Genomic DNA, 21,913 nt, shown 5'->3' with positions numbered 1-21,913 from the left:
GGGCATCACCATCGTCTTCAATGACCTGTGCGGGCGGGTGAGCGGCCCGGAATGAGCGCCGGGTCCCCGACCTCCTCGTACTCCTTGACCAGCTTCTTCTCCAGTGCCGAGGCAATCATCTGCCCGGGTGCGTAGAAATTCGACTCCTGGTACGGGTCTTCCGACGTCGTCGTGTCCCGGGTACGCACCGTCTTCACCATCGTCACACAGGCACAGACCATCACGAAGGCGACCATGACGAGGAAGGCGATCGACAACGTGCCCTGAATCATTGTGTTGCGGATGATGGCCCGCTGGACAGCGATTGCCTCCGGATCGCTCAACGTCGTCACCAGTTCACGCGCATTGCGCCACTGCTGGAAGTAGCCCACACGGGCATCGGTCGAGAAGATCTTCTGCCACGACGCAGTGAACGTCACCACAGTGTCGAACACGAGCGGTATAGCCGGGATCCACGCATAGCGCAGATGTCCTTTGCGCACTGTCATGACCAAGCACAGCAGCAGCGCGATTGCTGCAATGAGCTGGTTGGCGATGCCGAATAACGGGTACAGCGTCTGGATGCCGCCGCGCGGGTCGGTCACACCCATGAGCAGCAGGGAGCCCCACGCTGCGACGACCACGCCCGTCGTTGCCCAAGCACCCACGTGCCACGAAGGATCGCGGAAGCGATGCCACACGTTGCCCAGCGCATCGCCCAGCTGGAAACGTGCCACACGGGTGACGGCGTCCACCGCGGAGAGGATGAACAGTGCCTCGAACATGATGGCGAAGTGATACCAGAATCCCATCATCGTCCGACCGCCGCCGATCTGGTGGAGGATGTGCGACATGCCGACGCTCAGCGTCGGGGCGCCGCCGGTACGTGAAATGATACTTGGCTCGCCGACGTCGGATGCGACCTGCTTCAGGGCCTCTTCGCCCTTGTACGTCTTGGGGTCGCCATTTTCGTCCCACGAGTCCCACGTCGGTTCGAGGGACTCACCGTGGGCATCCGTTACCCCGAGGTTGCCGACAGCCTCGGTCGCGACTTCTTCCCGGCTCGAGGCGGAGGCAACAACGGTGGGCCCTGCCAACGAATCCATCGTCGCAGCGGAGGTATTCATCGAGAAGTAGATGCCGGGAGACAGCGAGACAGCGGCAGCCAGGGCCATGATGGCGACGAAGGATTCCATGAGCATCCCGGCGTAGCCGATCATGCGGACCTGGCTCTCTTTTTGGATCATCTTGGGGCTCGTGCCCGAAGAGACGGTCGCGTGCATTCCAGACAGTGCGCCGCAGGCGATCGTGATGAACAGGAATGGGAAAAGTTTGCCTGCGAAGACCGGACCCTCTGTATTGAGGGCGAATTCCGAGACGGCTGCCATTTCGACGACGGGACGGACAATGATGATGCCCGCGGCGAGGACGACGATCGTGCCGACTTTCATGAACGTGGACAGGTAGTCACGGGGCGTCAGCAGCACCCACACCGGCAAAACGGCGGCAAGGAATCCGTAGATGATCATGCACCACACGAGAGTCGTGGGAGACAGATGAAGGTGCTCGCCGAGGGAGGACTCGGCGACCCAGCGTCCGCCAATGATGACGCCGATGAGGATGAGGAACCCGACGATAGAGACCAGGGTGATACGACCTGGCTGGATGAAGCGTAGCCACAAGCCCATGCAGACGGCGATCGGTATGGTGCAGCCCACGGAGAAGACACCCCATGGGGATTCGGCCAAGGCGTTGACGCAGACCATCGCCAAGACGGCCAGGACGATCATGAGCATGACGAGGACGACGATCGTGGCGACCGTGCCACCGATCCGGCCGATCTCGTCTGTGGCCATCTGACCCAGTGATCGCCCGCCGCGGCGCATGGAGAAGAACAGGACGAGCATGTCTTGAACAGCACCGGCCACGACGACGCCGAGGATGATCCACAGCGTGCCGGGCAGGTAGCCCATCTGGGCGGCCAAGACAGGGCCAACGAGTGGTCCGGCGCCGGCGATCGCGGCGAAGTGGTGTCCGTAGAGGACGACGCGGTGGGTGGGATCGAAATCGCGACCGTTGTTGATGCGCTCAGCCGGTGTGGCGTTGGAGTCGTCCGGCTGCATGATCGTGCGCTGGATGTAGAGCGCATAGAATCGGTAACCGATCGCGTAGGTGCACACCGCGGTGACGATGAACCAGATGGTGTTGACGCGCTCACCACGGGCGATGGCCAGCATCCACCAGCCGAGAACACCCAAAGCCGTGATGACTGCCCACAGGGCAATAGAGCGTGGTGTCCACTTCTGGTGCGGTTTGATACCGACTGGGACGCCGTGCGAGTTGCGGATGATGAGCCGTTCCTCTTCGGGGGTGTAGCGGGAGGGGGCTGTCTGTATCTGAGTATTCATATGCTGCGCATCTTGGGTCGGGGATGGTGGCGCGCTCTTGAGTTTTCACACAGGATAAACTTGGTAAGGAACGTGGCACAAGGGTGTGACAAGACCTAATTCCAGGTGTCTTGATCTTTTCCGAGTTGCAGCGCCGATAACTCGGCTCAGCCTGTGATGGAGTCTGGTATCCAACGCTCTTGGGCTGTGGCCAACTCATCCACTGAGGTCTGTTTGCCGGTGCGAAGCGTCGCAGTGAGCATCTTGTTCTGATCATCGATCCTGTCGCCACCGGCTCTGAGCCGCACTGGGGTGCCGATGGGCAGCTTGGATTCCAAGTACTCCTTGCCCTATTCGGTATGGCAGGCCTCGAACGAGATCTCGCTGTTGAACTCCAAAGCGTCGATGCCGAGCAACTGTATATAGACGATTCCCCGTGCAGGTCATGCACCATGATGGTTCACCATCGGCTGGGACCGCTTGTCAGAGGGGAGATCGGGGGAGTGTGCCGGGTGTGAAGGTCAGTTCGCGCGTCGGAAGATCATCGCTGCTCGCGGTTGCTGTTCATTGGCGACAGGTGCTCTTTCCAGGTCTGCGACGAGAATGAAATCCTGCCGGGCGGCACCTTGGAAGATCCGCTCACGGGTGAGGGGTGGGCCCATCGGATCAACGGGGGTAGCCGGGTTGTGACGGGTGCCTGCCGTGGTGTCCGGAGGGGTTCCGCCGATGCGGAAGGAGATGAGCAGTAGACCGCCAGGGACCAGCAGGCGATGGAACTCTTCAAGGACGATGGATAACTGTTCATCGTCGATACAGGTCAGCGAGTACCAGGAGAACACGGCGGCGAAGGATTCGTTGACGCAGGGGATCCGTGTCAACGGGGCCGCCCAGGTCACGAACTCTGGATGTTCCCTGCGGGCACGATCAATCATCGCCATGGAGAAGTCCACCCCCAGCGGACGCAGCCCGAGATCGCGGAGAACCGGGAGCATGCGCCCGATTCCGCAGCCCGCGTCGAGGACCTTCGCGCCGGTAGGCAGCAGCCCCGCGAAGTGCCGGATCATTGCAAGATCAATGTCTCGTTCTGGTTCCGTGATGGCGAATGCTTCCGGATGGATGGCTGCCACGACGTCGTGGCTGAATCTCATCCGCTGCACAACTTCGCCCATGGCTGAACCTTAGCTTCGCGGGAGTGCGTTGGGAGGACTGTTGCCCCGCTTGCCTGAGCGTGGAAAGCAGTGTTTTGCACAGCGTGTTGTTGGGTGTCTGCCAGCGAGACTGCGCGGTCACGTTGCTGATTCGGACTGACTGCTTGGCGCGATGCGACCGATGACCATCTGATGTATGAGAGACGATTGATCACGTTCCTTGTGGAAGCGCCTTCCAAAGTGCAACGTGGCCAGGCATCCGTGGGCGGGGCGTAAACGGTCATCTTGCGGATCGGGGCTGGGCGTTAGTCGACGCAGTCCCATGGACGCAGCGACGTGATCGGGTAGGTGTCGTCGATCACGAAGGTGGAGCAGACGACCATGGTCTCGTCGGTGAGATCGATCTCGCCGTATTCCGCGACATGATCTGGTGATCGCCAGAATGCCTCGTGAGCTGCTCGCCACTGTGTGACCGAGGTGAAGCCTTCGCCCTCTGCGAGAGCGTGGGCTTGGGTGACATCGGCCAACCGCATGATTCTGACATCGGTGCAGCGCGTCACGCAGACTATGGTGCCGAAGGAGTCGATGACCGCCTCTAGGGCCCCGACCCCATCACGAGGGTCCTCATCCACGGCATATTCGGCAAGAAGGCTGGTTGTCGCGGTTTTCTCGCCGGCGAGGATGGCAGAAACCAGTGCATCCCGCAATGGACCGGGATAGGCGAACTCGCCGCGCGGGATCTCGGTGAGTAGGGGCTTTGCTGTGTCGGAGATCTGGGGCTCCTTCCTCGTGCAGTGTGACTTCTGGGTGTCTATAGTTGTGGCCTCGACGGCCAACGCTCCTTGCGGGGGTGCTTCACCAAGTTCAATGTGACTTCTAGGCATCAGTGTATGGGGCGTGCGCGGTCACGATCTGCGTGGAGCACCCTCCTCAGCGCAATGTGACTGCTAGGCCCCGTGGATGGGTATCGCTTGATCACGGTGCCGATCAGGGAGGCTATGGACTGGCGTTGGTTGGCACCAACAATGGCACCTATTCGGGGTGGGGCCTCAGATTGAATCGACCTTCCTTCTTGTGCGGTGGATTCCGTGACCTTCGCAGTCGCCCTGCGGCAGTCTCTTTATTTTTCACTTTAAGCATCAGAACCACTATATGTGGTGCGACACGCAAGGTTTTATGCAACACGTTGCGTCTCTTCCTGTAGAGTCTCGTACGCAAGTTTGATTTAGAGAGGAGGTGAATCGATGGCTTCAAAGTCGTCTGGTGGAAAGCATCGCAGCGCCGAAACTGGCAGGTACGTTACCAAGCGCTACGCAGATCGGCATCCAAACATGATCATCAAGGAATCGAAGTGACTCTTCGGCTGTAGAGGCCGCTTGCGCGCGGTGGCCCCCGCGGCCTGCCATCGGGACCTACTTATCCGGTTTTGGTTGGTAGTGCCTCAATACCTGAGGCCCGATAGCGCACCAAACGCTCCAATTTCGTGAACCTCGGACCCTGACTCCGAATGTTTTGCATATAGGGTGGACGGTGCCACTCTTACTGGTGACGATGCTGATCTCATAGAATAGTATTTAGGTAATCGTCGATCACGAGATCTTGTTTAGTGATTTTTCTGGGCCCTGGTGGGCCTTCTTATTGTAGTCAAGCAGTGACGGGCAGGAGTATGGTGGACCTGTTAGATGATGAACCGTTCGTTCCCTTGTCTGTGCGCGAGGGCAGGCGAGAGCCCTTCGAATTGACTCGCGGAATCCCCGACTATCTGCTGTCCAGCATTGGTTCGTGGGTCGGCGAGTGGTTCCGCGGCCCCTTCATGGAGTTGTCGCGTGACAAGCTCTTGCAGGTCTGCCGATGCTTGCGTATCAACGCCGTGGGCGACAGTGAGCAACTGCTCGACAGACTTGGAAAGATGTCTGTGGTTGATGACGGGTTCACTCTTGACTTGGTTGATCTCCTGCTGTATCTGGGTCACAACGCGGCGGACCTTGACGGCTACCTGCGGGAGGTCAACCATGAATACCGGGTCGCTGATGACTGGCGGCATCTGACGAGACGTGTTGACTCGACGGCTCAGGAGGCCTATCGGCGTGCGGTCACTCCTGCGGATCATGCGTCCGCTCTCCTGTCGCAGGCGTGGGAGAAGGCGTACTCCAGGCATGAGGACCCCGCTGGTGCATGGGATGATGCTTGCGCCGCAGTTGAGGCCCTGCTCAAGCCTGTCGTGTCACCAAAGGACGAAAAGGCGACGCTGGGCAAGATGAAGAAAGCGCTGCGCGATACTCCGCACAAGTGGGGTTGCGCATTGTCGGATTTGGATGGCAGAACCGGGATACAGCGATTTATTGCCGCGCTCGATGTCATCACATACCGTCCTGACCGGCACCCCACCAGCGAGGTCGCAGGGCCAGTGAACATAGAGGAATCACGTATGGTCGTTCTTCAGGCCGTGGCCGTCGTTAACTGGCTCCGAGATGAAGCGCTCTACCCGGTCGTTGGGGACGTGTAGTAGCAAGCTGAGGAAGTCGGTGACGCCACGAACGATCATGGGGGCGTGGCGAGTTAGAACTGATAAGTCACAAGTCTGGGTTTCCTTCCCGATGTATGGTGAAGTCCTCACGTATAACAGCCATGTAATTCGTAGACACATTGTCTACAATGCGGGTAGACATGCACGCCGATTCCGACGAAAGTGACTGCTGTGAGCGAGATCCCCGACTCGGGGGCCACGTGTGGGTAAGCATCCGACTGAGCTATACCGGCATCGGTGAGGCTGGAGGGCTCTCAGCTGCCTGCTGATGGTGGTCTTGCCCGGCATCGTGCCCAGGTAGAGGGCAATCCCTATCTGCAGCGGCAGGCGGCCCGTCGGGGTGGGCCGAAGGCGGACGACTCTCACGATCTGGGGGAAGAACCTCAAGCCTCACCGGATTGGGACAACCGAAGATGACATACGGGGGTGAATGATGTTTAAAAGCATCAGCAAGCGCCTAATTGTGGCGACGGCAGTGCTCTTGGTTGCCACGGCCTGCGGAGGACAGCCCTCTAGTGACATGGGGTCCACCCTCACTCCGAGCATGGAGGCAGCGACGCCAACACCAGCAGAGCTGGTCGAGATTGATCGTCCGACCCGCGTTCTGCGTCCGGGTGGCACTCTTCGCATCGGCGAAGCCACCTACATTCTCGTTCGGCATGAACGGCGGGAAGCTGACAAGATTGTCGAGGACGGCTTCTACATGAAGGCAACGGCCCCAGAGCCAACCACCTGGACTGAGCAGCGGTTCGGTATCGACTACACCGGGCCGAGCGCGTACAAGCAGGTCGAGGATGCGGGTGGCCCTCTTTCCGGGTTCAGCTATGGCGAGACGACCGAGGGGTCTCCTAAGCAGAAGTCGCTCACCGGGCTCACGCCGCTGTATGGGACGCCAGACGGTGGTGCCCCAACTGCCGCAATGGAGGGGTGGATTGTATTCATCTCCGGCCGCCAAGAGCCTATCGACAAGCTGTACTACTCGGCGCCCTGGTTGGATGAGCAGATCTACTGGGACATGGCCGCTGAGCCGACGGGCGACTTCCGACACGGTTGACGCGCTACGCTTCTGTCGTGTCGCATCGGGGCGGCGCGAGTGAGCGAGGGGGGCGGCAATGGCGCTGTTCGGATCGGATTCTTCTAGCGAGTTGCCTTCCGCGCCTATTGGCTACGAATGGGCTGAAGTCATGGTCACCGTGAAGACCTACCCGACGCCTTCGGTGCGCCATGTTGAGACTGTGTGCGTGGCAGGAGTGCGCTTGGACCAGGATCAATCGTCGTGGATCAGGCTTTATCCAATCCCGTTCCGACTACTCGGCGGAGATGATCAGTTCAAGAAGTACCAGCTGGTCACGGTCCCGGTGAGGCACCGTCCTGGGCATGATGCGCGCCCCGAGTCATTCACTCCGGACCTCGACAACATCCGCCTTGGCGAAACCGTGAAGTCGGACCGTAATTGGGCGCGGCGTGCTGAGCGGATGCAGGGCCTCATCGGGCAAGCCACAGTGTGCGAGCTGATCAGGGCGAACCGGGATGCCCGCATGAATGAGCCAGCACCATCCTTGGGGCTGATCAAGCCTAGGGATGTGACGATCACCGTTACAGATGGCAAAGGGTGGACCGCCAAACAGGAGGCGAAAGCAGCCGCTGCCGCCGAGCCTACGCTCCTCGATGAGTATGGCGCCGTACCGACCAAGCTGGAGCCGGCCCCTTACGAGATCAGGTTCAAGTACCGTTGCCAAGATCGCGCTTGCCGAGGGCACGACCAGGCCCTGATTGACTGGGAGGTAGGGGCTGCTGCGCGGAACTGGGTCAAGCGCTACCCAGCGGACAGCATCCCCTACAGGCTGGAAAACAAGTGGAAGCAGATGATCGATCCGGCCCATGACACCTACTTCTACGTTGGCAATCAACACCAGCACAGACAAAGCTTCTCGGTGCTGGGGGTGTGGGCGCCGAAGCTCTAGACGCAGACCAAGTCGATGTTGCTGCCCTCAAGCAGGACATCAGCGACGATGTCGCGGTGACACTGCGAGTGGTCGCGCTCGAAGCACAGTAGCGCGACCGTCCCCTCGTCAAGCAGTTCCATGACGTGCTTGAGGGCCGGTGCGGCAGTATCGCCCTCCACAATGGCGCGATATCGGTCTCTGGATGCGGGAACCCCCTTGCGGAACTCGTCGCGGTTATCTTTCGGGTTGCCGAGTTCGCGGTGGTGAACATACCTGATGCCTGCGGCTTCCAAGGCGTCGCGCAACGCTGATTTGGACATCCCCTTCTTGCGGGAGATCGGAGTGAGTCGCACGTCGACCAAGGCCTGCACATCATGGGTCTTCAGGGCGCGGATCAGTTGATCAACATCTCGGCCTTCGTAGCCAACGCTCACAAGGGAAGGGGAGGAAGTCATGAAATCAGTCTACCGTGCTCACTGTCGGACAAACGCCCGAAAATCGTCAGTGCTTGCCGTCATCATCTAGGCCATGCACCATCTGCTGTGGCGACCGCCGGGGGGGGATGACCGTGCAGGACCTGTGGCGCAAGTGCGACGGGAGCCCGTCGACGGGCCTGAGGCTGAGCAGTACCGGGAGAGTCTGCGGATGAGGCAGCAGGGGATCATGCCAGAGGAGTGTGCCGATCTGCAGTGACATCTATTCCCGGGTTGGCTAAAGGTTTTGCGATGATTCTGTCGATTGGCTACCCAAATGGCTACCTGAGGCCTCGCATGGTCCGCAATGTTCTCAACCCCTAGCCTCGCTTGGCTAGGGTTTTTGTGTTGGAGCGGGCGACGGGAATCGAACCCGCGTGTCCAGCTTGGGAAGCTGGCGCTCTACCATTGAGCTACGCCCGCATGTCGTGTGACTCCGTCACTCTAGCGCATGTCGCCGCAACGGTGAATTCGGGTTCCGCTGCGCAGGTGCGCCCTGGTTCAGCGCCAATGGGTGGCACCGGGCCGGTGATGAGCCATCGCTCCGGGAGGCCAGCAGGAAGGCGGCCCAGTCTCCGTCAGTCGTTCCAGTGGCGGCGAATCCCGTCGGCCACCTGGCCGAAGACCTGGGCGCTGACCCGTCCCGAAGAGCGCCGGATGGCATCTACCTGCACGGGAACGATGCGATCCAGCCGAACCTCGCTCGGTCTGCGCCGGGAATCCCAGTCACCGGCACCGATATCCATCCAGTAGCGACCCGCCCGACGCTCTTGCTCCTCGTCGCGATCATGGTCCTTCGACGTCGCAGGGGTCACCAGCAACCGCCCGCCGTCGGCACCGATGACCAGCGCGGGCCGGTCCTTGCCCTGGCTGGCATCGTCTTCGAAAGGAATCCAGGTCCACAGCATTTCGCCGCTGCGGTGCCCGCCCGGCAGCGATGCTGAATAGTCCATATCGGGGCAACCGGCGTAGTCCCCTGCGTCATCTGACCGATGGTTCGAGAATGCCGAGGTCTTTGTGCGCTGTTCGGTAGGGCGTCGGCCAGTTGGCTCTGACGAACTGCGCTGTGATGACGCATTGGAAGCCTGGGCCATCTGCAACACGGTACGGGCAAATTTGCCGACCAGTCTGAGCCCATTCGCGACGTTCATTCAGGACTCCTCAGATCAACGAAAACGTGGCAGCGGGCCGTAGGGAACATCGGTCACGACCGCTACCTCGGTCGGGCCACTGCCATTGATTTCTTCCCAGGCCTGCATCCAAGCGGCGGCTCCGGGTAGCCACAGCAGGCCGCACCCGATGGCACACAGCAGGAAACCCAGCCATGACCAAGGCAGAACGAAGATCGACAGCAATCCACTGCCCGCCGCGAAGATCCCGGCTCGGCGGGACCAGTCGGCGCCGTGCCAGATGTTGTAGCAGGCCATCGCCGGCATCGTCATCATCACGATGCCGATCACCGCCATGACCGTCACCAGGAAGATCGACAGCCCGGACCCGGGCCGTGGGTCGAACCATGAGATGAGCCACGCGGAGGATGCGAAGTCGGTGATGTTGATCGCCGTCCACCAGTACCAGGCGTAGGTGGCCAGCGACGTGACCGAACCTAGTCCAAACAGGGCACAGATGGTGACCACCAAGAAACTGCGTCGTGGTTCGCCGGTGCGTTCGCTGACCGGGAACCCACCGACGGTCTCCTTGACCGGTGGCAGGGTGTGGATCGGCGACGACGGTTGGTCGCCGATGCCAGCGATCGATTCCTCATGAGGCAGCGTGGCCGTCTCAGGTTCCTTCTGATTCTGCGCAGTGGCGGTGTGAGCAGTATCGTCCACCGGCAAGGGCTCGGTGGCTGTGGCCCGGGCATTGATGGGTGAGGTTTCCGGCGGAACCGATGTCCTCTCGAACAGTCTGCGAGGCCCGTCGGCGCTCGGGGAGTGGGTGACGAAATCTTCGGCCCATTGGGATCGTTCAGGGGCCCGGGTGGGTGGGGCGAGCCGGGACTGGGGTGCCGAAGGTTGCGCTGGGCGGTTGGACGACTCGATTGGGGTGTCGTCGTTCTGCTCGCTCATCTGACCTCCTGGACGCCGTGCATCGTCCAGCCTACCGAACCATTGAGTTCGCCACTGTTCTCAGCAGTCTGGACGCCGGTTGGTGAACCCCCAGAGCCCGAGGGCTGCGAAGAGGATGGCCATGAGGATCCCGAACACCTGCATCCCCAGCGTCAGGCCAGGTCGGTGCGGGCCAACGAATTCACGAACCCGAATAGTCATCCACACGCAGCCGACTACCCCTCCGGCCGAGGCTGCGAGCAGCGTCCATCGGCGAAGTGCATCGGGAGGTGAGCTGCTCCAGCCACGGGACGCTGACAGAAAACGGGCCAAGAACATCGCGGCAGCGATCAAGCTGGTGACGATGAGGATGACCCCGAAGAAACGTGCAATGGGCAACTCGTCAGACACCATCATGGTGGCCGCGATGGCGAGCACCACGAGAACCATAGCCAGCACGGTTGCGATGAACCAGATCCTTGACTCTTTTTCCTGGGTGCGCATGGCAACATCCTGTCATGCACCCGTGCCCGGGTACGGACCGGGACAAATAAGCTTGGCCCATGCCTCATACACGCTGGCCTGTCGTCCTGTTCGACCTCGACGGAACCTTGGCCAACACCGTTCCTGCGATCGTCGCCAGCTACACCCATGCATGGGCGAGCGTCGGGCGTCACATCACTCCCGAGGAGATCTTGCCCACCATCGGACGTACCTTGCGCGACGTGTTCACCGAGCAGGACCCCGCTCATGCTGCCGAACTGGAGGCCACCTACACCGCCCACAACATGGTGCATCTGCCCGAACTCGTCGAGCCCTACGACGGTATGGTCGAACTGGCCACCGACCTGCTGGCATCCGGAGTCACCACTGGGGTCGTTACCTCCAAACGCACCAATGCCGCCGAACTCACCATGCGGTGCGTCGGGCTGCCGGGTGACCTGCCACTGCTGTGTTCCATGGAGGACACCGATGCCCATAAACCCGACCCCACCCCACTTCTGCTGGGCATGACAAAGGCAGGTGGGCGCCCAGAACAGACCCTCTACGTCGGCGACGCCGTCGTCGACCTGCAGGCCGCCAAGGCTGCGGGCATGGCCGGGATTGGGGTCACCTGGGGAGCCGGGAACCCCGAGGAACTGCGAGCCCAACCCAGCGTGGCGGTCGTCGACACTGTCGACGAGCTGCGGGCACTGCTCTTGGGTTGAGAGCCGCCACATGGTGAGGCCCCCACCCGGTTCACCGGATGAGGGCCTCAATCAACGAGAAATAGCTCAGCGGATCACTCGCTGGCGGCTTCCTCGGCAGCCTGCGGTGCTGAGGCCTGCGGCTTCATCGAACCGGTCTCCAAGAACCGCTTGTGGAAACTGAGAGAGCGATCCAGCACGTGCGGGGTATGAATGCCCTTCGACACCTTGAGACCCTGCTCGTAGTAATCCATCAGCTCATCGCGGTAATCCGGATGCGCACAGTTGTTGATGATCAGCTTGGCGCGCTGGCGCGGAGCCAAGCCACGAAGATCGGCCAGACCCTGCTCGGTGATTAGCACCATGACATCGTGCTCGGTGTGGTCGTGGTGGGAGACCATCGGCACGATCGCCGAAATGTCGCCATTCTTCGCCAGCGACGGGGACACGAAGATCGAGTAACCGGCATTGCGGGCAAAATCGCCCGAGCCGCCGATGCCATTCATCATCCTGGTGCCCATGACATGGGTGGAGTTCACGTTGCCGTAGATGTCGGCCTCAATCATGGCATTGCAGGCGATGACGAATAGACGGCGGATGACCTCCGGATGGTTCGACACATCGGAGGGCCGCATGATGATCTTGCCCTGGTAGTCGCGGGCGTGCTCATTCATGTGGTGGGCCGCATCTGGGGACAGCGAGAAGGAGGTCGCCGAGGCGACGTCGATCTTGCCCGAATCGATCAGATCGATCATGCCGTCCTGGATGACCTCGGTGTAGGAGGTCATATGCTCGAATTTGGACTCCTTCAATCCCGCCAAAACAGCATTCGCGACGTTACCCACACCCGACTGCAGCGGGAAAAGGTTCTTAGGCATGCGCCCGGCCCGCACCTCCAATTCCAGGAAGTCGAGCATGTGGGCGGCGATGGCCCGGGAATCATCGTCGAGTGGCTTGAATGGCGAGTTGCGGTCCGGATCGCTGGTCTTGATCACCGCGATGATCTTCGACGGGTCGACACGCAAGGTCGGTTGGCCAATGATCGCGCCCGGCTGGGAGATCGGGATCGGCGAACGGAAGGAGGTGATGTCCATTCCGTAGTAGATGTCGTGCAGACCGTAGAGATCTTCTGTCTGCCAGTCGTTGACCTCGACGATGACCTTCTTGGCGTTGTCGAGGTAAGTGCGGTTGGCGCCAACCGACGACGACGGGACGATTTCGCCCTCGGTGGTGATTGCGGTTGCCTCGACCACAGCGAAATCCATCTCGCCGAAGAAGCCCATGTTCACATATTTCGGGCCGTGCGACAGATGAGTGTCGACGTAGTCGGTGGTGCCGTTGTTGATGGCGGTTCGCATATGCGGATCCGATTGGTACGGTACACGCAGTGCGACCCCACCGGTGTCTGCCAGCGCTCCGTCGAGTTCCGGGGCGGTGGATGCGCCGGTGAAGATCTTGATCCGGAAATCCTCACCCTTCTCCTTGGCCTCGGTCAGCCTCTTGGCAAGGGCAACAGGGAACTCCTTGGGGTAACCGGCTCCCGTGAAGCCGGAGAATCCGATGCTCGCACCGGGGGTCACCAAGGCGGCGGCCTCCTCGGCTGTCATGATCTTGTCCCTGAACGCCTGGTGCCTGATGCGCTCCGACATGCTTCCTCCTCGTTGATGGCTTGGCAAAAGGTTATCTGCCCCGGTGCTCGTCCGAAGCGCCGGGGCCCGGTTCGGCAGTCACATGCTCATCTTGGCAGCTGAGCGGTGGGCCGGATGACGAATCCGGTCCGCAACTTCGGGGTGAAGAAGGTCGACTTCGGGGGCATCAACAGCCCCTCGCGCGCGGTGCGTTCGATCTCCTCCAGCGAGGTGGGACGGATGAGTACGGCTGCGGTGTGGTCACCAACCATCTCCAGGATCTCGTCGAGGCCATGCTGGTAGGAGACCTCGGCCTTTGACCCGGCCAGGGCATGTTCCAGCCAGGCTCCGTCCAGGTTGCGCACCCCGTCGAAAGCACCCGGGAGGGGAATCATCCACTCGGCCCGGCCCTGGGCATCCATCAAGATGAGACGGCCTTCCTCGACCATCTGAGCCAGGTGCGACGGGGTGGGGCGTCCCTTGATCGGCTCGAAGCTGAAGGAGCCGGATAGGTCGTTGTGCAGTTGGGCGAATGGAATGCCGTCGTAGAAGCGGTGGATGGCCTCGATCGACAGCTGGTCGTCGACCAGTTCGTTGATGAAGGTGAGTGTGTACTCGGCGGCGGTGTCCGTGTGCCCGGTGGCCTTGCGCACCATGTCTCGGTACTCGCGGGAGATGTGGTAGCGATGATGTCCGTCGGCGATCAATACATCGTCGGAACCAATGAGGGCGGAGATCTCGGCGATGCGTTCGGGATCAGTGATCTTTTCGATGCGGTGGGTGACTCCGTCGACGACCAGGGAACCCATGATCTCCCCGGGGGCGGCCAGGGCCGCGGTGAGCCCCTTGGCCAAGGCTAGTCCCCACACTGGGGAGAGGTTCGCTGCGGTGGCGATGGTCAGGTCGAGGCGGTCGGTCTTGGCTTTCTTCGTTGTGCGCTCGTGGGGAAGCACCCCACCGGCTCCCTCGTCGACGACCTCCAGCCCGCCCAGCACACCGGAGATGGTGCGCGGTTTGCCGGTGGCGTCGACCAGGTCCATCCGGTAGATCAGAAAACTTGGGGTCTCGTCGCGTACCAGAACACCGGCGTCCAGCCACTCGTGCAGCAGGGCGGCGGCCACCTCGTAGCGGTCGGCCCCACCACGGGGGACATCAATCCAGGTGATGTTGTGCTCCGAGCGATGGTTCAACTCGTCGATGTCATCATCGGAGAGAACATCGTAGGGAGGCGCGATGACGTCGTCCCAATTGGATGACGACGCGTAATGGATGGCATGGAAGGGTTCAAAAGCTGGCACGGCTCCACGCTACCGAACCGACTGGGATCGGCGAGGCAACAAGCAAAAACTGCTGACCCGGGCGTGGCGATTCGTGGGTTTTTCTCACCAGGGTGACCGATGGGGCCGTCCACGAATGACGTAATGCCCATGGTGGTCTGGACCACCATGGGCATTACGCCTCCGGCGAGGGGTATCCCGCGATCGCGTCGTGCCGAACCTGAGGCCGCGGCACCGGGCCAGGCAGGCTCAGCCTTCGGTGACTTGGGAGGGATCTGGGGCCTGTATGTTTACCGGGGCCCCCGGCTCCGTTATGTCGAGGGTGTATCCGCTCCCTGTCACGTGTTTTAGGATGCCGTTCATGTCGACGTAGACATCTGCGCCGAGGTTCGGATTCGAGGACTGGACGACGAAATGCCGAACCTGTGTCCCATCCTCAAGAACCCCACCGCCATCGGTCTCCCGCGCCGTCGCATCATCGGGCAACAGGAAATACCCGATGTAAGGATTGTCTGCATCGCTGAGGGTTGGGCGCTTGAGCCACCCTGATCCATTAAGGGCCTTCGTATACATGAATCCATCGGTGAAGATGTACTCCCTTGTGTCGGTGCCCTTGGTCTCGACGATGTGGAGCTTGTGGTTGCTCGGGTCGGAGAGATCCACCTCAATGATGGAGGTCTCCTCGGTGTGGGACCCACCCGGGTTTGGGATGAAGTCGGTCAGACCCTCGGCCTTGAATGTCCCGACATCCTGCAGTGCTGCGCGAATGTCGGCGACGAGGGTGTCTGCCTGCACCGAATAGGACTTGGTAGCTGGGGTGGGCGAGTTCTGCATTGGTGAGGAATCCGATGCCACGTCACTGGCCCTGGTGGGCGACGGCGGAGTGGACGCTGCCCCACCGCATGCGGTCAAGGCGAGCAGGGCGAGAAGCGAGACGGTGGACAGCCTGGACAATTCTTCCTCCTGGGAGCGAGTACCCGGCCAATAACCTATGCCCTTGTGGGGTGAACCGAGGCGATCTGGGTGCGCTATCTTCACAAGATCACGACAGACCGGGGTTGTGCTCGGTTCGATGCTGTGACCAGCTGGGCTGTTTCCCATGCCTCTTGGCGCATCGTGATCCGTGGGTTCCCATGCACGGGCAGTGAACGGTCACGCCACGCAAGAATGCCGGGTGCCGTCGCAATGACGACACCCGGCGCACAAGATCTCAGTGATGCGCAACACTCGCGATCAAGGCCGAATAAACTCGCCGACCAGGCGCGAGGTACGCAACAAGATCAGCCTTGGGTCACTTCGGAGGGATCGGGCTCGGTGATGGTGACCGGCTCGCCGTAGTTGCCGAAGGTAATCGTCTCACCCTGGAAGGAAACTTGAGCAATGTAGCCCTCTTCAGTCAGCCAGTAGGAGGCACTGTCGCCACCCTCGGTGAGGTCATACTTGACCAGTTCCTTCCCATCAATGGTCTCCTTTCCGGCCTCGGTGACCGTGATGTCCTCAGGCACCTGGAAAAGGCGGGTGACCCTATCGGACTCGGCGGTGGATGAGGTCCAGGTGGTGTCGCCGGGTGCCTTGACGTACTTGGTGCTACCAATTCGGATCTCCTCCGACGTCTGGCCCTCCCGCTGGCGGGTCATATGGGATTTGATGACGTCTGGGGTGGTGATGTCGTAATCGATGTGTGCGATGATCTCCGCGCCACTGCTGGTGGTGAAGGTGCCGTCAACGGTGAAGGTGCCGGCATCTTCCATGGCTGCCTTTACATCTTTACCGAAGCTCTCAACGCGGATCTCGTGTTTCTTCTTGCTGGGCTGAGTGCTGGAGGCTTCCGGGGAGGACGAACCGTCGTTTCCGGAGGTGGAGCCTGAGGAACCGCAGGCGCTGAGTGCCAGCAGGCCCACCAAGGCGAGGCAAAGTGCAGTCTTTTTCATCGGGGTGACTCCTGTGTTGTTGGGGGGAGGAACGATTCCACCGTAGATGGTGTGGGGGTCGCTTCACCTCGATCGACGAAATGAGGTGACCCTCTTCGGGAATTCAGCCCTGGGTAACTTCGGAAGGATCTGGAGCCTGAATGTTGACAGGCTCCCCGAAACCGGAGTAATCGGTGTTGATCGATTCGATGGTGGTTCGCACCGGGCGACCTTTCGTATCGATCCAGTAGTCCATTGGGCTGCCCAGGATCGGATTCATGACTTGGTAATGGGTAGTTTCGATGCCGTTGATGGTTTCTGGGCCGATCTCGGTGGCCGTGGTATCCTCGGGCAGCGTGAGCGCTGCTGCAGCCTCGGCGGTTTCGGCAGTTCGGGAAGACCACTTGTCGGCTCCGGGGAGTTTCATGTAGACGGTCTTGCCGATCATGATCGTCTCCATCGTCTGACCATCGTCTTTGTTGGATGTGACGTGGACCTTCATGTTCTGAGGGTCGGTCATGTCGTATTCGATGTGGACCGTGGAGGTAATGGTCTGGCCATTGAAGTCGACGGAGGAGGTGCTATCTGAAACGAAGGTGCCGGTCTTCTGCATCGCGTCAATTAGCTCATGGGCGAAGTTATCCGGGTCGATGTGCTTGCTTGCGGCGGAAGAGGCCTCGGCAGAAGCTGATCCGGTTGAATCAGTTCCGGTGGAATTTCCGCAGGCACTGAGGGCGAGCAGCCCGGCAAGTGCCAGGGCGACGAGGGACTTGGGCATGGAGGAGCGCTCCTTCTCGAGACGTTAGCTTCCCCGAAGGTATCGTCCCGGGGTTTCATGAAACGTTCCGGGGCCGGGAGAGAGTCCGAATCGTGACCTGATACGCCCCTGCGCGGCAATAGCGTCTGCTGTCGTGTCGTTCTCACATCGTTTAGGAGACGATGATGGGGAGGGCGCGGAGATTTTCCCAGGGATGGTGCTATCCCTGAGTCACCTGGGCAGGATCAGGCTCGTTGATCTCGACTGGATCCCCGTAACCGGTGTAGCTGATCACCAGCGGGGAACCATTGGTTGTGGTGATGGTCAGCCGGGGAAGATCGTCGTTGTCCAGGTAGAGGTCGATGGTGGCCGGGGATGCGGCGTAGCGGTAGTGGTGCAGTTTGCGACCCGAGATCTTCTCCCGGGCGACGTAACTGCCGTCGGTTCCATCGGGGAATAGGACCGTCGGATCGGCCACGGTGTCGGTCTTCGTCCACAGCGCGTCGTTCTGCCGGGTCCAGGTGGTCAATCCAATGACGATCACCTCCAAGGTCTCACCGTCGGAGGTGGACACCAAGTGCATGCGATGTTCGTCGGGATTGGTGAAATCGTGGCGCGCGGTGGTGTCGGTGACCCGGACCCCGTTGGCCCCGGTGAGTTCGGCATGTGAGGTCGCGGTGAAAGTGCCCGCCTTCTGCATGGCGGCGGAGATCTTGTTCAGCAGCTCACCGGTGGCGACCGGGCCGATCTGGCGGTCGGAGGAGATGGTGCGGGCCGTCGACGGGTCGATCGGCTCATCGGAATCGGGGCCGCAACCGGTGAGGACGAGTGCCGCGACGACAGTGGCAGTGGCAAGCTTTCGCATGGGACCTCCTGGTCGCGAGGATACCCGGCGCGGGCTGGTTCAGGTCAGGGCAACGGCGAGCACCCCGAGCGACAGGAAGATCTCGGTCACCCCCAGTTGTTTCGCCGAGAAACTGGCGGCGCGTTGGGGGGCGGTCATCCAGGTGGTGCGCGCCAAGGTGATCGCGAAGAATACTGGCCAGGCCAATGAGAGGTGTTGGACAAGCACCAGCGCCGTGCTCGCCAGCACCAGCGTGTGCCAGGTGCAGGTGCGACGTCGAGCCCGGGGGAGCCCTCGTTCGCGGATCATCGCCTTGATGTGCCACACAGTGCCGGCGAAATGGGCAAACATCCAGCACAGCACCACGAGGTCGGGAGCGGCCTGGGGCCATTCATTGAGGATTTGCCCGGGGCAGTGGAAGCGGATGGCCAACCCGACCCCGCTGGCTAATGCGACGGTGGCCAGCCCGCTACTCACATCGCGCTCCCGGTGGTGGGCTGTCTGTCGAATGGCCCAAAAGAACAGGGGAGCGGCCACCATTAGCCACCATGCCAGTCGCCAGGCGCCCAAGACCAGCGCCAGGGTTGCGAGTACTGCGGTGAGCGCCGAATAGGTGATCAACGGACGATGGAGGTTCTGGCGTCGTGAAACAGGGGAGCGCAGGAACAAAGTGAGGGTGTTGAAACCGAAATAGGCACTCAGCTCGGCGGCGGCCAGCGGGATCAGCCATGCTCCGGCGACCTCTGCCCGGCAGGCCAGAACTGTGCCCACGATGAACGGCACGATGAGCATCGCCCATGCCCCGTGCTGCCGGGGTAACCATGCCGCAGGTGGTGCCATGCGGGTGAACCTACCGGACCTTTGAGGTGGCGCGAATCCGCCGATGGTCCATGCCCGCAGGAGCCCAGGGTGATTTCGTTCATGGCGAACGCGTCGGTGCCCGGTGGTCATCGCGGATGGCGCACACGTACCGATCTGGTGACCGTGTAACCGCTTTCCCTGGTGATCTCGGCGGTTGGCCCCGCTAGCCGGGTCAGGTGTGCGGCCCAGGGTAGGTGGGAGTTCGCCACGCACCACAGCTCGCCGTCGTCGCGCAGTAACCGGGCGGCTTGGCGGAACAAACCAATCGCCGGGGTGGAATCCTTCGCTGTTCCGCGATGGAAGGGTGGATTGGTCACCACGATGTCAACGCTTGCCGCGGGCAGGTGGTCGAGGCTCCGGCTCCAGTGGGTGACGACATCGAGCCCGGTGCAGGTGCGCATCGTCGAGTCGATGGCGGCTGCAGAGACGTCGAGGGCATGGATGGTGCTGCCGGGCCAGGAATGCGCGGCAAGGGCAGAGAGGATCCCCGATCCGCAACCCATGTCGACGACGGTGGTTGCCGGGGGAATCTGGTCGAAGACCTCCAGCAATACCCGGGTGCCTTTGTCGATACGCCCGGCGGCAAAGGTCGCCCCGTGCCACCACAGGTCGAGGGGCTGCGCTCCGATCTCGACGATGCCGTGTCGAGGCCAGGTGATCGTGCTTCGTCGTGGGCCGGAGGCGACCAGGGCACGGCACTTATCCTGCCCGCGGGATGCGTGGAAATCCTGGAAATGGGCTTGCAGAACGGGATTCATCGCCAGATTCAGATACTTGTTGCGCTCTGCGCACACCATAACCACCTGCTCGGTGCACCATCGGGAGATGAGTTCGGCGTATTCATCAAGTGCACCCAGCGACCTGGGCAGCCGTAGCCACACCAGGTCGACGTCGGCCAGGGCCTCGTCGAAATGCTCAATGAGCAACTCGGGGGCGACCAGTTCTGCATCCCGAATGTCGTCGCACCACACCGACACAGCATCGGCTCGTCGGGTCGCCTCCACCACCAATCCCGGCGCATCGATCACCAGAATGTGGGTGGCCTTGGCGGGGGAGTTGTCCGCGGTGATGCGGTCGACGGGATCCATGGCAACGATTGTGCCTGGTGGGCGGCGCGATGCCGTGGTGAGTCCCGTCGTGATTCTCGCGGTGATGCGCCGACTGGGCCTGGGATGACTGGTGATGGCGCAGATGACGCGGCAACTCACCTGTTCTCCGGATTTCACCGATGGCATCCTGCGCTATGGTCTGGGCATGTCTGCCACACAGCTGCAGGTCCATGTCATCGCCGATAGTTCTGGGGAAACCGCGGTCCGCATGGCTCGCGCGGCTGCGGCCCAGTTCCCGCACACGCTGACTACCATCGTGCGCCATACGCGCATCAAGGATGCCGAGCACCTGTTGCGTGTTTTCGACGAAATCACCGATGCCCGGTCTGGTGAGGAACCAGTCCCGGTGATGATCTTGTACACCATGGTCATGGACGAGATGGCCGCGATGGTTGCACGTTACTGCGACGACAAGCAGATTCCCTGCGCCGACTTGTTCAGCAGCACGATCCGTGCTTTTGAGAAGGCCACCGGTGTGCATGCAGATGCGGCGCCGATGCGCCCGGTGGCGGTGGAGGCCGATTACTTCGACCGGATCTCGGCTATGGAATTCGCTGTCCGCAATGACGACGGAATCATGCCGACGGCCCTCGCCGAATGCGATATCTGCCTGGTGGGGGCGTCGCGTTCGGGCAAGACCCCGCTGTCGCTGTATCTGGGCTATGTCGGCTACAAGACGGTCAATGTGCCGCTGGTACCGGGTATCGCTCCGCCCGAGGAGTTGTTCAGCATTGAGCGGTGGCGGATCGTGGGGCTGACCATCGACGCGGAGCGCTTACTCCAGATCCGCACTCGCCGAGCGAAGTCAATGGGTGGTTACGGGACCGCAGACGGTGGTTATGCCGATCTTGCCAAGATCTATGACGAACTCGATGAAGTCTCTCGCATCCAGCGTTCCCTGGGCTGCCCGGTGATCGATACCACCGGTCTGGCTTTGGAAGAGGCCGCCGCACGGGTGACCGATCTGGTGGAGGAGCGGGCTCGTAAGGCCGGGAAGCGCCTGCGCAGACCCCCGGGGACGATGAAGCTGAAGCCCTGAGGGGCAGGCCCGCCTCGGGAGGTCCTGGCTTGCCTGTCCGGTTCCTCCTGGACTGCTTGATGGGGGCAGTGGAGTTCGCGGAGCGATTCTTGAGGCGGATGGCGCAGTATCCAGTCACGCACCCGTGATGGGTGGAAAGAGCAGATGGGAAGGCTGCGCGGCCCGGGTGTTTTGCTAAAGGCCGGGCCGGTGCTCTGGGTTCTCTGGAGCTCAGAGGGTGTACCACTCGCCCCAGGCCTCAAGCGTGTGGGTGTCGCCTGAGCGGAGGGCATCGGCTACGTCTCGCACCAGGTCGTGGCGCGGATCTTCCTCCCGGCGCAGGCGCTCCAGATTGGGCTCGAATGACCAAGATCCGGTCGTCACCCCCGCGGCCAGCAGGTCTCGTAGTTTCTCACCGGACTCGCGCCGGTGCTCGGGTGAGTGCGCAAAGAGGTAGAAGTGACACTCCGCGACGAGGGGTTTCTCGTTGGGACCGGCGAGAGACAGAGCCCGTGTGGCGAGGGTGATCGCGGCCTCATCCTGACCGGTTGCGAAAAGGAGTTAGCCTATTTGCCGAGATTTCTGGTGTTGGTGGGGTCGGTTTTGATGGCTTAGTGATGGTCGCCCCGGATGGTCCACAGGAAAATGGCGTAGGCGCCGAGGATTTGGGTGTTGGTGGGGTCTGCTTCGATGGCACGCTCGAACATGTCTCGGGCTTGGTCGTGGTTGCCCTGGATATCTGTGAGGAAGATGGCATAGGCGCCGAGGTTTTTGGTGTTGGTGGGGTCTGCTTCGATGGCACGCTCGAACATGT

General features: G+C 61.4%; 23 protein-coding genes and 1 tRNA gene. 5 read left to right on the top strand and 19 right to left on the bottom strand.

What is annotated here, in order from left to right:
• Positions 1-17: 17 nt before the first annotated feature.
• The 4 genes from HMPREF1531_RS02435 to HMPREF1531_RS02425 all read right to left on the bottom strand — a co-directional run bounded on the left by HMPREF1531_RS02435 (position 18) and on the right by HMPREF1531_RS02425 (position 4,398).
• The gene (locus HMPREF1531_RS02435; protein WP_016668305.1) at positions 18-2,387 is read right to left on the bottom strand and encodes a carbon starvation CstA family protein; all 2,370 of its coding nucleotides are present in this window, start codon (positions 2,385-2,387) and stop codon (positions 18-20) included.
• Between the two features lie 146 nt (positions 2,388-2,533).
• Positions 2,534-2,704 carry a hypothetical protein gene (locus HMPREF1531_RS13510; RefSeq protein WP_156860145.1) on the bottom strand — a complete coding sequence of 57 codons (171 nt, stop codon included), beginning with the start codon at positions 2,702-2,704 and terminating at the stop codon, positions 2,534-2,536.
• A gap of 183 nt (positions 2,705-2,887) precedes the next feature.
• The gene (locus HMPREF1531_RS12705; protein ID WP_016668304.1) at positions 2,888-3,535 is read right to left on the bottom strand and encodes a class I SAM-dependent methyltransferase; all 648 of its coding nucleotides are present in this window, start codon (positions 3,533-3,535) and stop codon (positions 2,888-2,890) included.
• A gap of 284 nt (positions 3,536-3,819) precedes the next feature.
• Positions 3,820-4,398, bottom strand: a complete 579-nt coding sequence (locus tag HMPREF1531_RS02425; RefSeq protein WP_016668303.1) for an ASCH domain-containing protein — start codon at positions 4,396-4,398, stop codon at positions 3,820-3,822.
• A gap of 782 nt (positions 4,399-5,180) precedes the next feature.
• Here HMPREF1531_RS02425 and HMPREF1531_RS02420 point away from each other — a divergent pair.
• The 3 genes from HMPREF1531_RS02420 (at position 5,181) to HMPREF1531_RS02410 (ending at position 8,005) form a co-directional block, all read left to right on the top strand.
• A complete protein-coding gene (locus HMPREF1531_RS02420) occupies positions 5,181-6,020 on the top strand; it encodes a hypothetical protein (protein ID WP_036897028.1) in 840 nt (279 codons plus the stop codon).
• Between the two features lie 565 nt (positions 6,021-6,585).
• Positions 6,586-7,095: a hypothetical protein gene (locus tag HMPREF1531_RS02415; protein WP_156860144.1), complete on the top strand. Its 510-nt coding sequence runs from the start codon at positions 6,586-6,588 to the stop codon at positions 7,093-7,095.
• A 58-nt stretch (positions 7,096-7,153) separates the two neighbouring features.
• Entirely contained in the window at positions 7,154-8,005 is an 852-nt protein-coding gene (locus HMPREF1531_RS02410) for a hypothetical protein (RefSeq protein WP_016668299.1), read from the top strand.
• Here HMPREF1531_RS02410 and HMPREF1531_RS02405 read toward each other — a convergent pair.
• The 5 genes from HMPREF1531_RS02405 to HMPREF1531_RS02385 all read right to left on the bottom strand — a co-directional run bounded on the left by HMPREF1531_RS02405 (position 8,002) and on the right by HMPREF1531_RS02385 (position 11,012).
• On the bottom strand, positions 8,002-8,442 hold the full coding sequence (locus HMPREF1531_RS02405) for a DUF488 domain-containing protein (protein WP_016668298.1): 441 nt from the start codon (positions 8,440-8,442) through the stop codon (positions 8,002-8,004). The two genes, HMPREF1531_RS02410 and HMPREF1531_RS02405, sit on opposite strands and share 4 nt — an antisense overlap.
• Before the next feature lie 367 nt (positions 8,443-8,809).
• Positions 8,810-8,883: transfer RNA gene (locus HMPREF1531_RS02400), tRNA-Gly, on the bottom strand.
• A gap of 155 nt (positions 8,884-9,038) precedes the next feature.
• Entirely contained in the window at positions 9,039-9,611 is a 573-nt protein-coding gene (locus HMPREF1531_RS02395) for a type II toxin-antitoxin system PemK/MazF family toxin (RefSeq protein WP_016668297.1), read from the bottom strand.
• 15 nt (positions 9,612-9,626) lie between these two features.
• Complete coding sequence (locus HMPREF1531_RS02390) at positions 9,627-10,529, bottom strand: MFS transporter (RefSeq protein WP_016668296.1); 903 nt, start codon at positions 10,527-10,529, stop codon at positions 9,627-9,629.
• Between the two features lie 60 nt (positions 10,530-10,589).
• Positions 10,590-11,012 (bottom strand): hypothetical protein, encoded by a 423-nt coding sequence (locus tag HMPREF1531_RS02385; protein ID WP_016668295.1) that lies wholly within the window; start codon positions 11,010-11,012, stop codon positions 10,590-10,592.
• A 59-nt stretch (positions 11,013-11,071) separates the two neighbouring features.
• Here HMPREF1531_RS02385 and HMPREF1531_RS02380 point away from each other — a divergent pair, with 59 nt between their 5' ends.
• Positions 11,072-11,716 carry an HAD family hydrolase gene (locus HMPREF1531_RS02380; RefSeq protein WP_016668294.1) on the top strand — a complete coding sequence of 215 codons (645 nt, stop codon included), beginning with the start codon at positions 11,072-11,074 and terminating at the stop codon, positions 11,714-11,716.
• A gap of 74 nt (positions 11,717-11,790) precedes the next feature.
• Here the strand turns inward: HMPREF1531_RS02380 and HMPREF1531_RS02375 are convergent, their stop codons facing one another.
• From HMPREF1531_RS02375 to HMPREF1531_RS02340, 8 genes are all read right to left on the bottom strand, one after another.
• Positions 11,791-13,344 (bottom strand): acetyl-CoA hydrolase/transferase family protein, encoded by a 1,554-nt coding sequence (locus HMPREF1531_RS02375; RefSeq protein WP_016668293.1) that lies wholly within the window; start codon positions 13,342-13,344, stop codon positions 11,791-11,793.
• An 86-nt stretch (positions 13,345-13,430) separates the two neighbouring features.
• Positions 13,431-14,621 carry a DUF1015 family protein gene (locus tag HMPREF1531_RS02370; RefSeq protein WP_016668292.1) on the bottom strand — a complete coding sequence of 397 codons (1,191 nt, stop codon included), beginning with the start codon at positions 14,619-14,621 and terminating at the stop codon, positions 13,431-13,433.
• A 228-nt stretch (positions 14,622-14,849) separates the two neighbouring features.
• Positions 14,850-15,554 carry a hypothetical protein gene (locus HMPREF1531_RS02365; protein WP_016668290.1) on the bottom strand — a complete coding sequence of 235 codons (705 nt, stop codon included), beginning with the start codon at positions 15,552-15,554 and terminating at the stop codon, positions 14,850-14,852.
• A 326-nt stretch (positions 15,555-15,880) separates the two neighbouring features.
• Entirely contained in the window at positions 15,881-16,531 is a 651-nt protein-coding gene (locus HMPREF1531_RS02360; RefSeq protein ID WP_016668289.1) for a hypothetical protein, read from the bottom strand.
• Positions 16,532-16,634: 103 nt separating this feature from the next.
• A complete protein-coding gene (locus HMPREF1531_RS02355) occupies positions 16,635-17,288 on the bottom strand; it encodes a hypothetical protein (protein ID WP_016668288.1) in 654 nt (217 codons plus the stop codon).
• A 199-nt stretch (positions 17,289-17,487) separates the two neighbouring features.
• Positions 17,488-18,132, bottom strand: coding sequence for a hypothetical protein (locus HMPREF1531_RS02350; protein WP_016668287.1), 645 nt, complete (start codon positions 18,130-18,132; stop codon positions 17,488-17,490).
• A gap of 39 nt (positions 18,133-18,171) precedes the next feature.
• Positions 18,172-18,951, bottom strand: a complete 780-nt coding sequence (locus tag HMPREF1531_RS02345) for a YwiC-like family protein (RefSeq protein WP_016668286.1) — start codon at positions 18,949-18,951, stop codon at positions 18,172-18,174.
• Between the two features lie 107 nt (positions 18,952-19,058).
• On the bottom strand, positions 19,059-20,060 hold the full coding sequence (locus tag HMPREF1531_RS02340; RefSeq protein ID WP_016668285.1) for a class I SAM-dependent methyltransferase: 1,002 nt from the start codon (positions 20,058-20,060) through the stop codon (positions 19,059-19,061).
• Positions 20,061-20,226: 166 nt separating this feature from the next.
• Here HMPREF1531_RS02340 and HMPREF1531_RS02335 point away from each other — a divergent pair, with 166 nt between their 5' ends.
• Positions 20,227-21,120, top strand: coding sequence for a pyruvate, water dikinase regulatory protein (locus tag HMPREF1531_RS02335; RefSeq protein ID WP_036898079.1), 894 nt, complete (start codon positions 20,227-20,229; stop codon positions 21,118-21,120).
• 210 nt (positions 21,121-21,330) lie between these two features.
• On the opposite strand, the gene HMPREF1531_RS13505 is transcribed toward HMPREF1531_RS02335, so the two are convergent.
• Both HMPREF1531_RS13505 and HMPREF1531_RS02330 read right to left on the bottom strand, forming a co-directional pair.
• The gene (locus tag HMPREF1531_RS13505; RefSeq protein WP_156860143.1) at positions 21,331-21,483 is read right to left on the bottom strand and encodes a hypothetical protein; all 153 of its coding nucleotides are present in this window, start codon (positions 21,481-21,483) and stop codon (positions 21,331-21,333) included.
• Between the two features lie 227 nt (positions 21,484-21,710).
• Positions 21,711-21,913: tetratricopeptide repeat protein (locus HMPREF1531_RS02330; RefSeq protein WP_016668283.1), on the bottom strand; the 203-nt coding region annotated here is incomplete at its 5' end.

This window comes from Propionibacterium sp. oral taxon 192 str. F0372 (assembly GCF_000413315.1).
Classification (GTDB): Bacteria; Actinomycetota; Actinomycetes; order Propionibacteriales; family Propionibacteriaceae; genus Brooklawnia.
The sequence above is the reverse complement of the archived record's forward strand: the minus strand, read 5'-3'. Positions and strand labels throughout refer to the sequence as shown.

Excerpts from the sequence above, each read along its gene's own strand:
- HMPREF1531_RS02405 (WP_016668298.1), bottom strand. The coding sequence starts at position 8,442 with ATGACTTCCTCCCCTTCCCTTGTGAGCGTTGGCTACGAAGGCCGAGAT.
- HMPREF1531_RS02335 (WP_036898079.1), top strand. The coding sequence starts at position 20,227 with ATGTCTGCCACACAGCTGCAGGTCCATGTCATCGCCGATAGTTCTGGG.
- HMPREF1531_RS02395 (WP_016668297.1), bottom strand. The coding sequence starts at position 9,611 with ATGAACGTCGCGAATGGGCTCAGACTGGTCGGCAAATTTGCCCGTACC.
- HMPREF1531_RS02340 (WP_016668285.1), bottom strand. The coding sequence starts at position 20,060 with ATGGATCCCGTCGACCGCATCACCGCGGACAACTCCCCCGCCAAGGCC.
- HMPREF1531_RS02425 (WP_016668303.1), bottom strand. The coding sequence starts at position 4,398 with ATGCCTAGAAGTCACATTGAACTTGGTGAAGCACCCCCGCAAGGAGCG.
- HMPREF1531_RS02360 (WP_016668289.1), bottom strand. The coding sequence starts at position 16,531 with ATGAAAAAGACTGCACTTTGCCTCGCCTTGGTGGGCCTGCTGGCACTC.
- HMPREF1531_RS02375 (WP_016668293.1), bottom strand. The coding sequence starts at position 13,344 with ATGTCGGAGCGCATCAGGCACCAGGCGTTCAGGGACAAGATCATGACA.
- HMPREF1531_RS02420 (WP_036897028.1), top strand. The coding sequence starts at position 5,181 with ATGGTGGACCTGTTAGATGATGAACCGTTCGTTCCCTTGTCTGTGCGC.
- HMPREF1531_RS02350 (WP_016668287.1), bottom strand. The coding sequence starts at position 18,132 with ATGCGAAAGCTTGCCACTGCCACTGTCGTCGCGGCACTCGTCCTCACC.
- HMPREF1531_RS02435 (WP_016668305.1), bottom strand. The coding sequence starts at position 2,387 with ATGAATACTCAGATACAGACAGCCCCCTCCCGCTACACCCCCGAAGAG.
- HMPREF1531_RS02410 (WP_016668299.1), top strand. The coding sequence starts at position 7,154 with ATGGCGCTGTTCGGATCGGATTCTTCTAGCGAGTTGCCTTCCGCGCCT.
- HMPREF1531_RS02415 (WP_156860144.1), top strand. The coding sequence starts at position 6,586 with ATGGAGGCAGCGACGCCAACACCAGCAGAGCTGGTCGAGATTGATCGT.
- HMPREF1531_RS02390 (WP_016668296.1), bottom strand. The coding sequence starts at position 10,529 with ATGAGCGAGCAGAACGACGACACCCCAATCGAGTCGTCCAACCGCCCA.
- HMPREF1531_RS02380 (WP_016668294.1), top strand. The coding sequence starts at position 11,072 with ATGCCTCATACACGCTGGCCTGTCGTCCTGTTCGACCTCGACGGAACC.
- HMPREF1531_RS02345 (WP_016668286.1), bottom strand. The coding sequence starts at position 18,951 with ATGGCACCACCTGCGGCATGGTTACCCCGGCAGCACGGGGCATGGGCG.
- HMPREF1531_RS02355 (WP_016668288.1), bottom strand. The coding sequence starts at position 17,288 with ATGCCCAAGTCCCTCGTCGCCCTGGCACTTGCCGGGCTGCTCGCCCTC.
- HMPREF1531_RS12705 (WP_016668304.1), bottom strand. The coding sequence starts at position 3,535 with ATGGGCGAAGTTGTGCAGCGGATGAGATTCAGCCACGACGTCGTGGCA.
- HMPREF1531_RS02385 (WP_016668295.1), bottom strand. The coding sequence starts at position 11,012 with ATGCGCACCCAGGAAAAAGAGTCAAGGATCTGGTTCATCGCAACCGTG.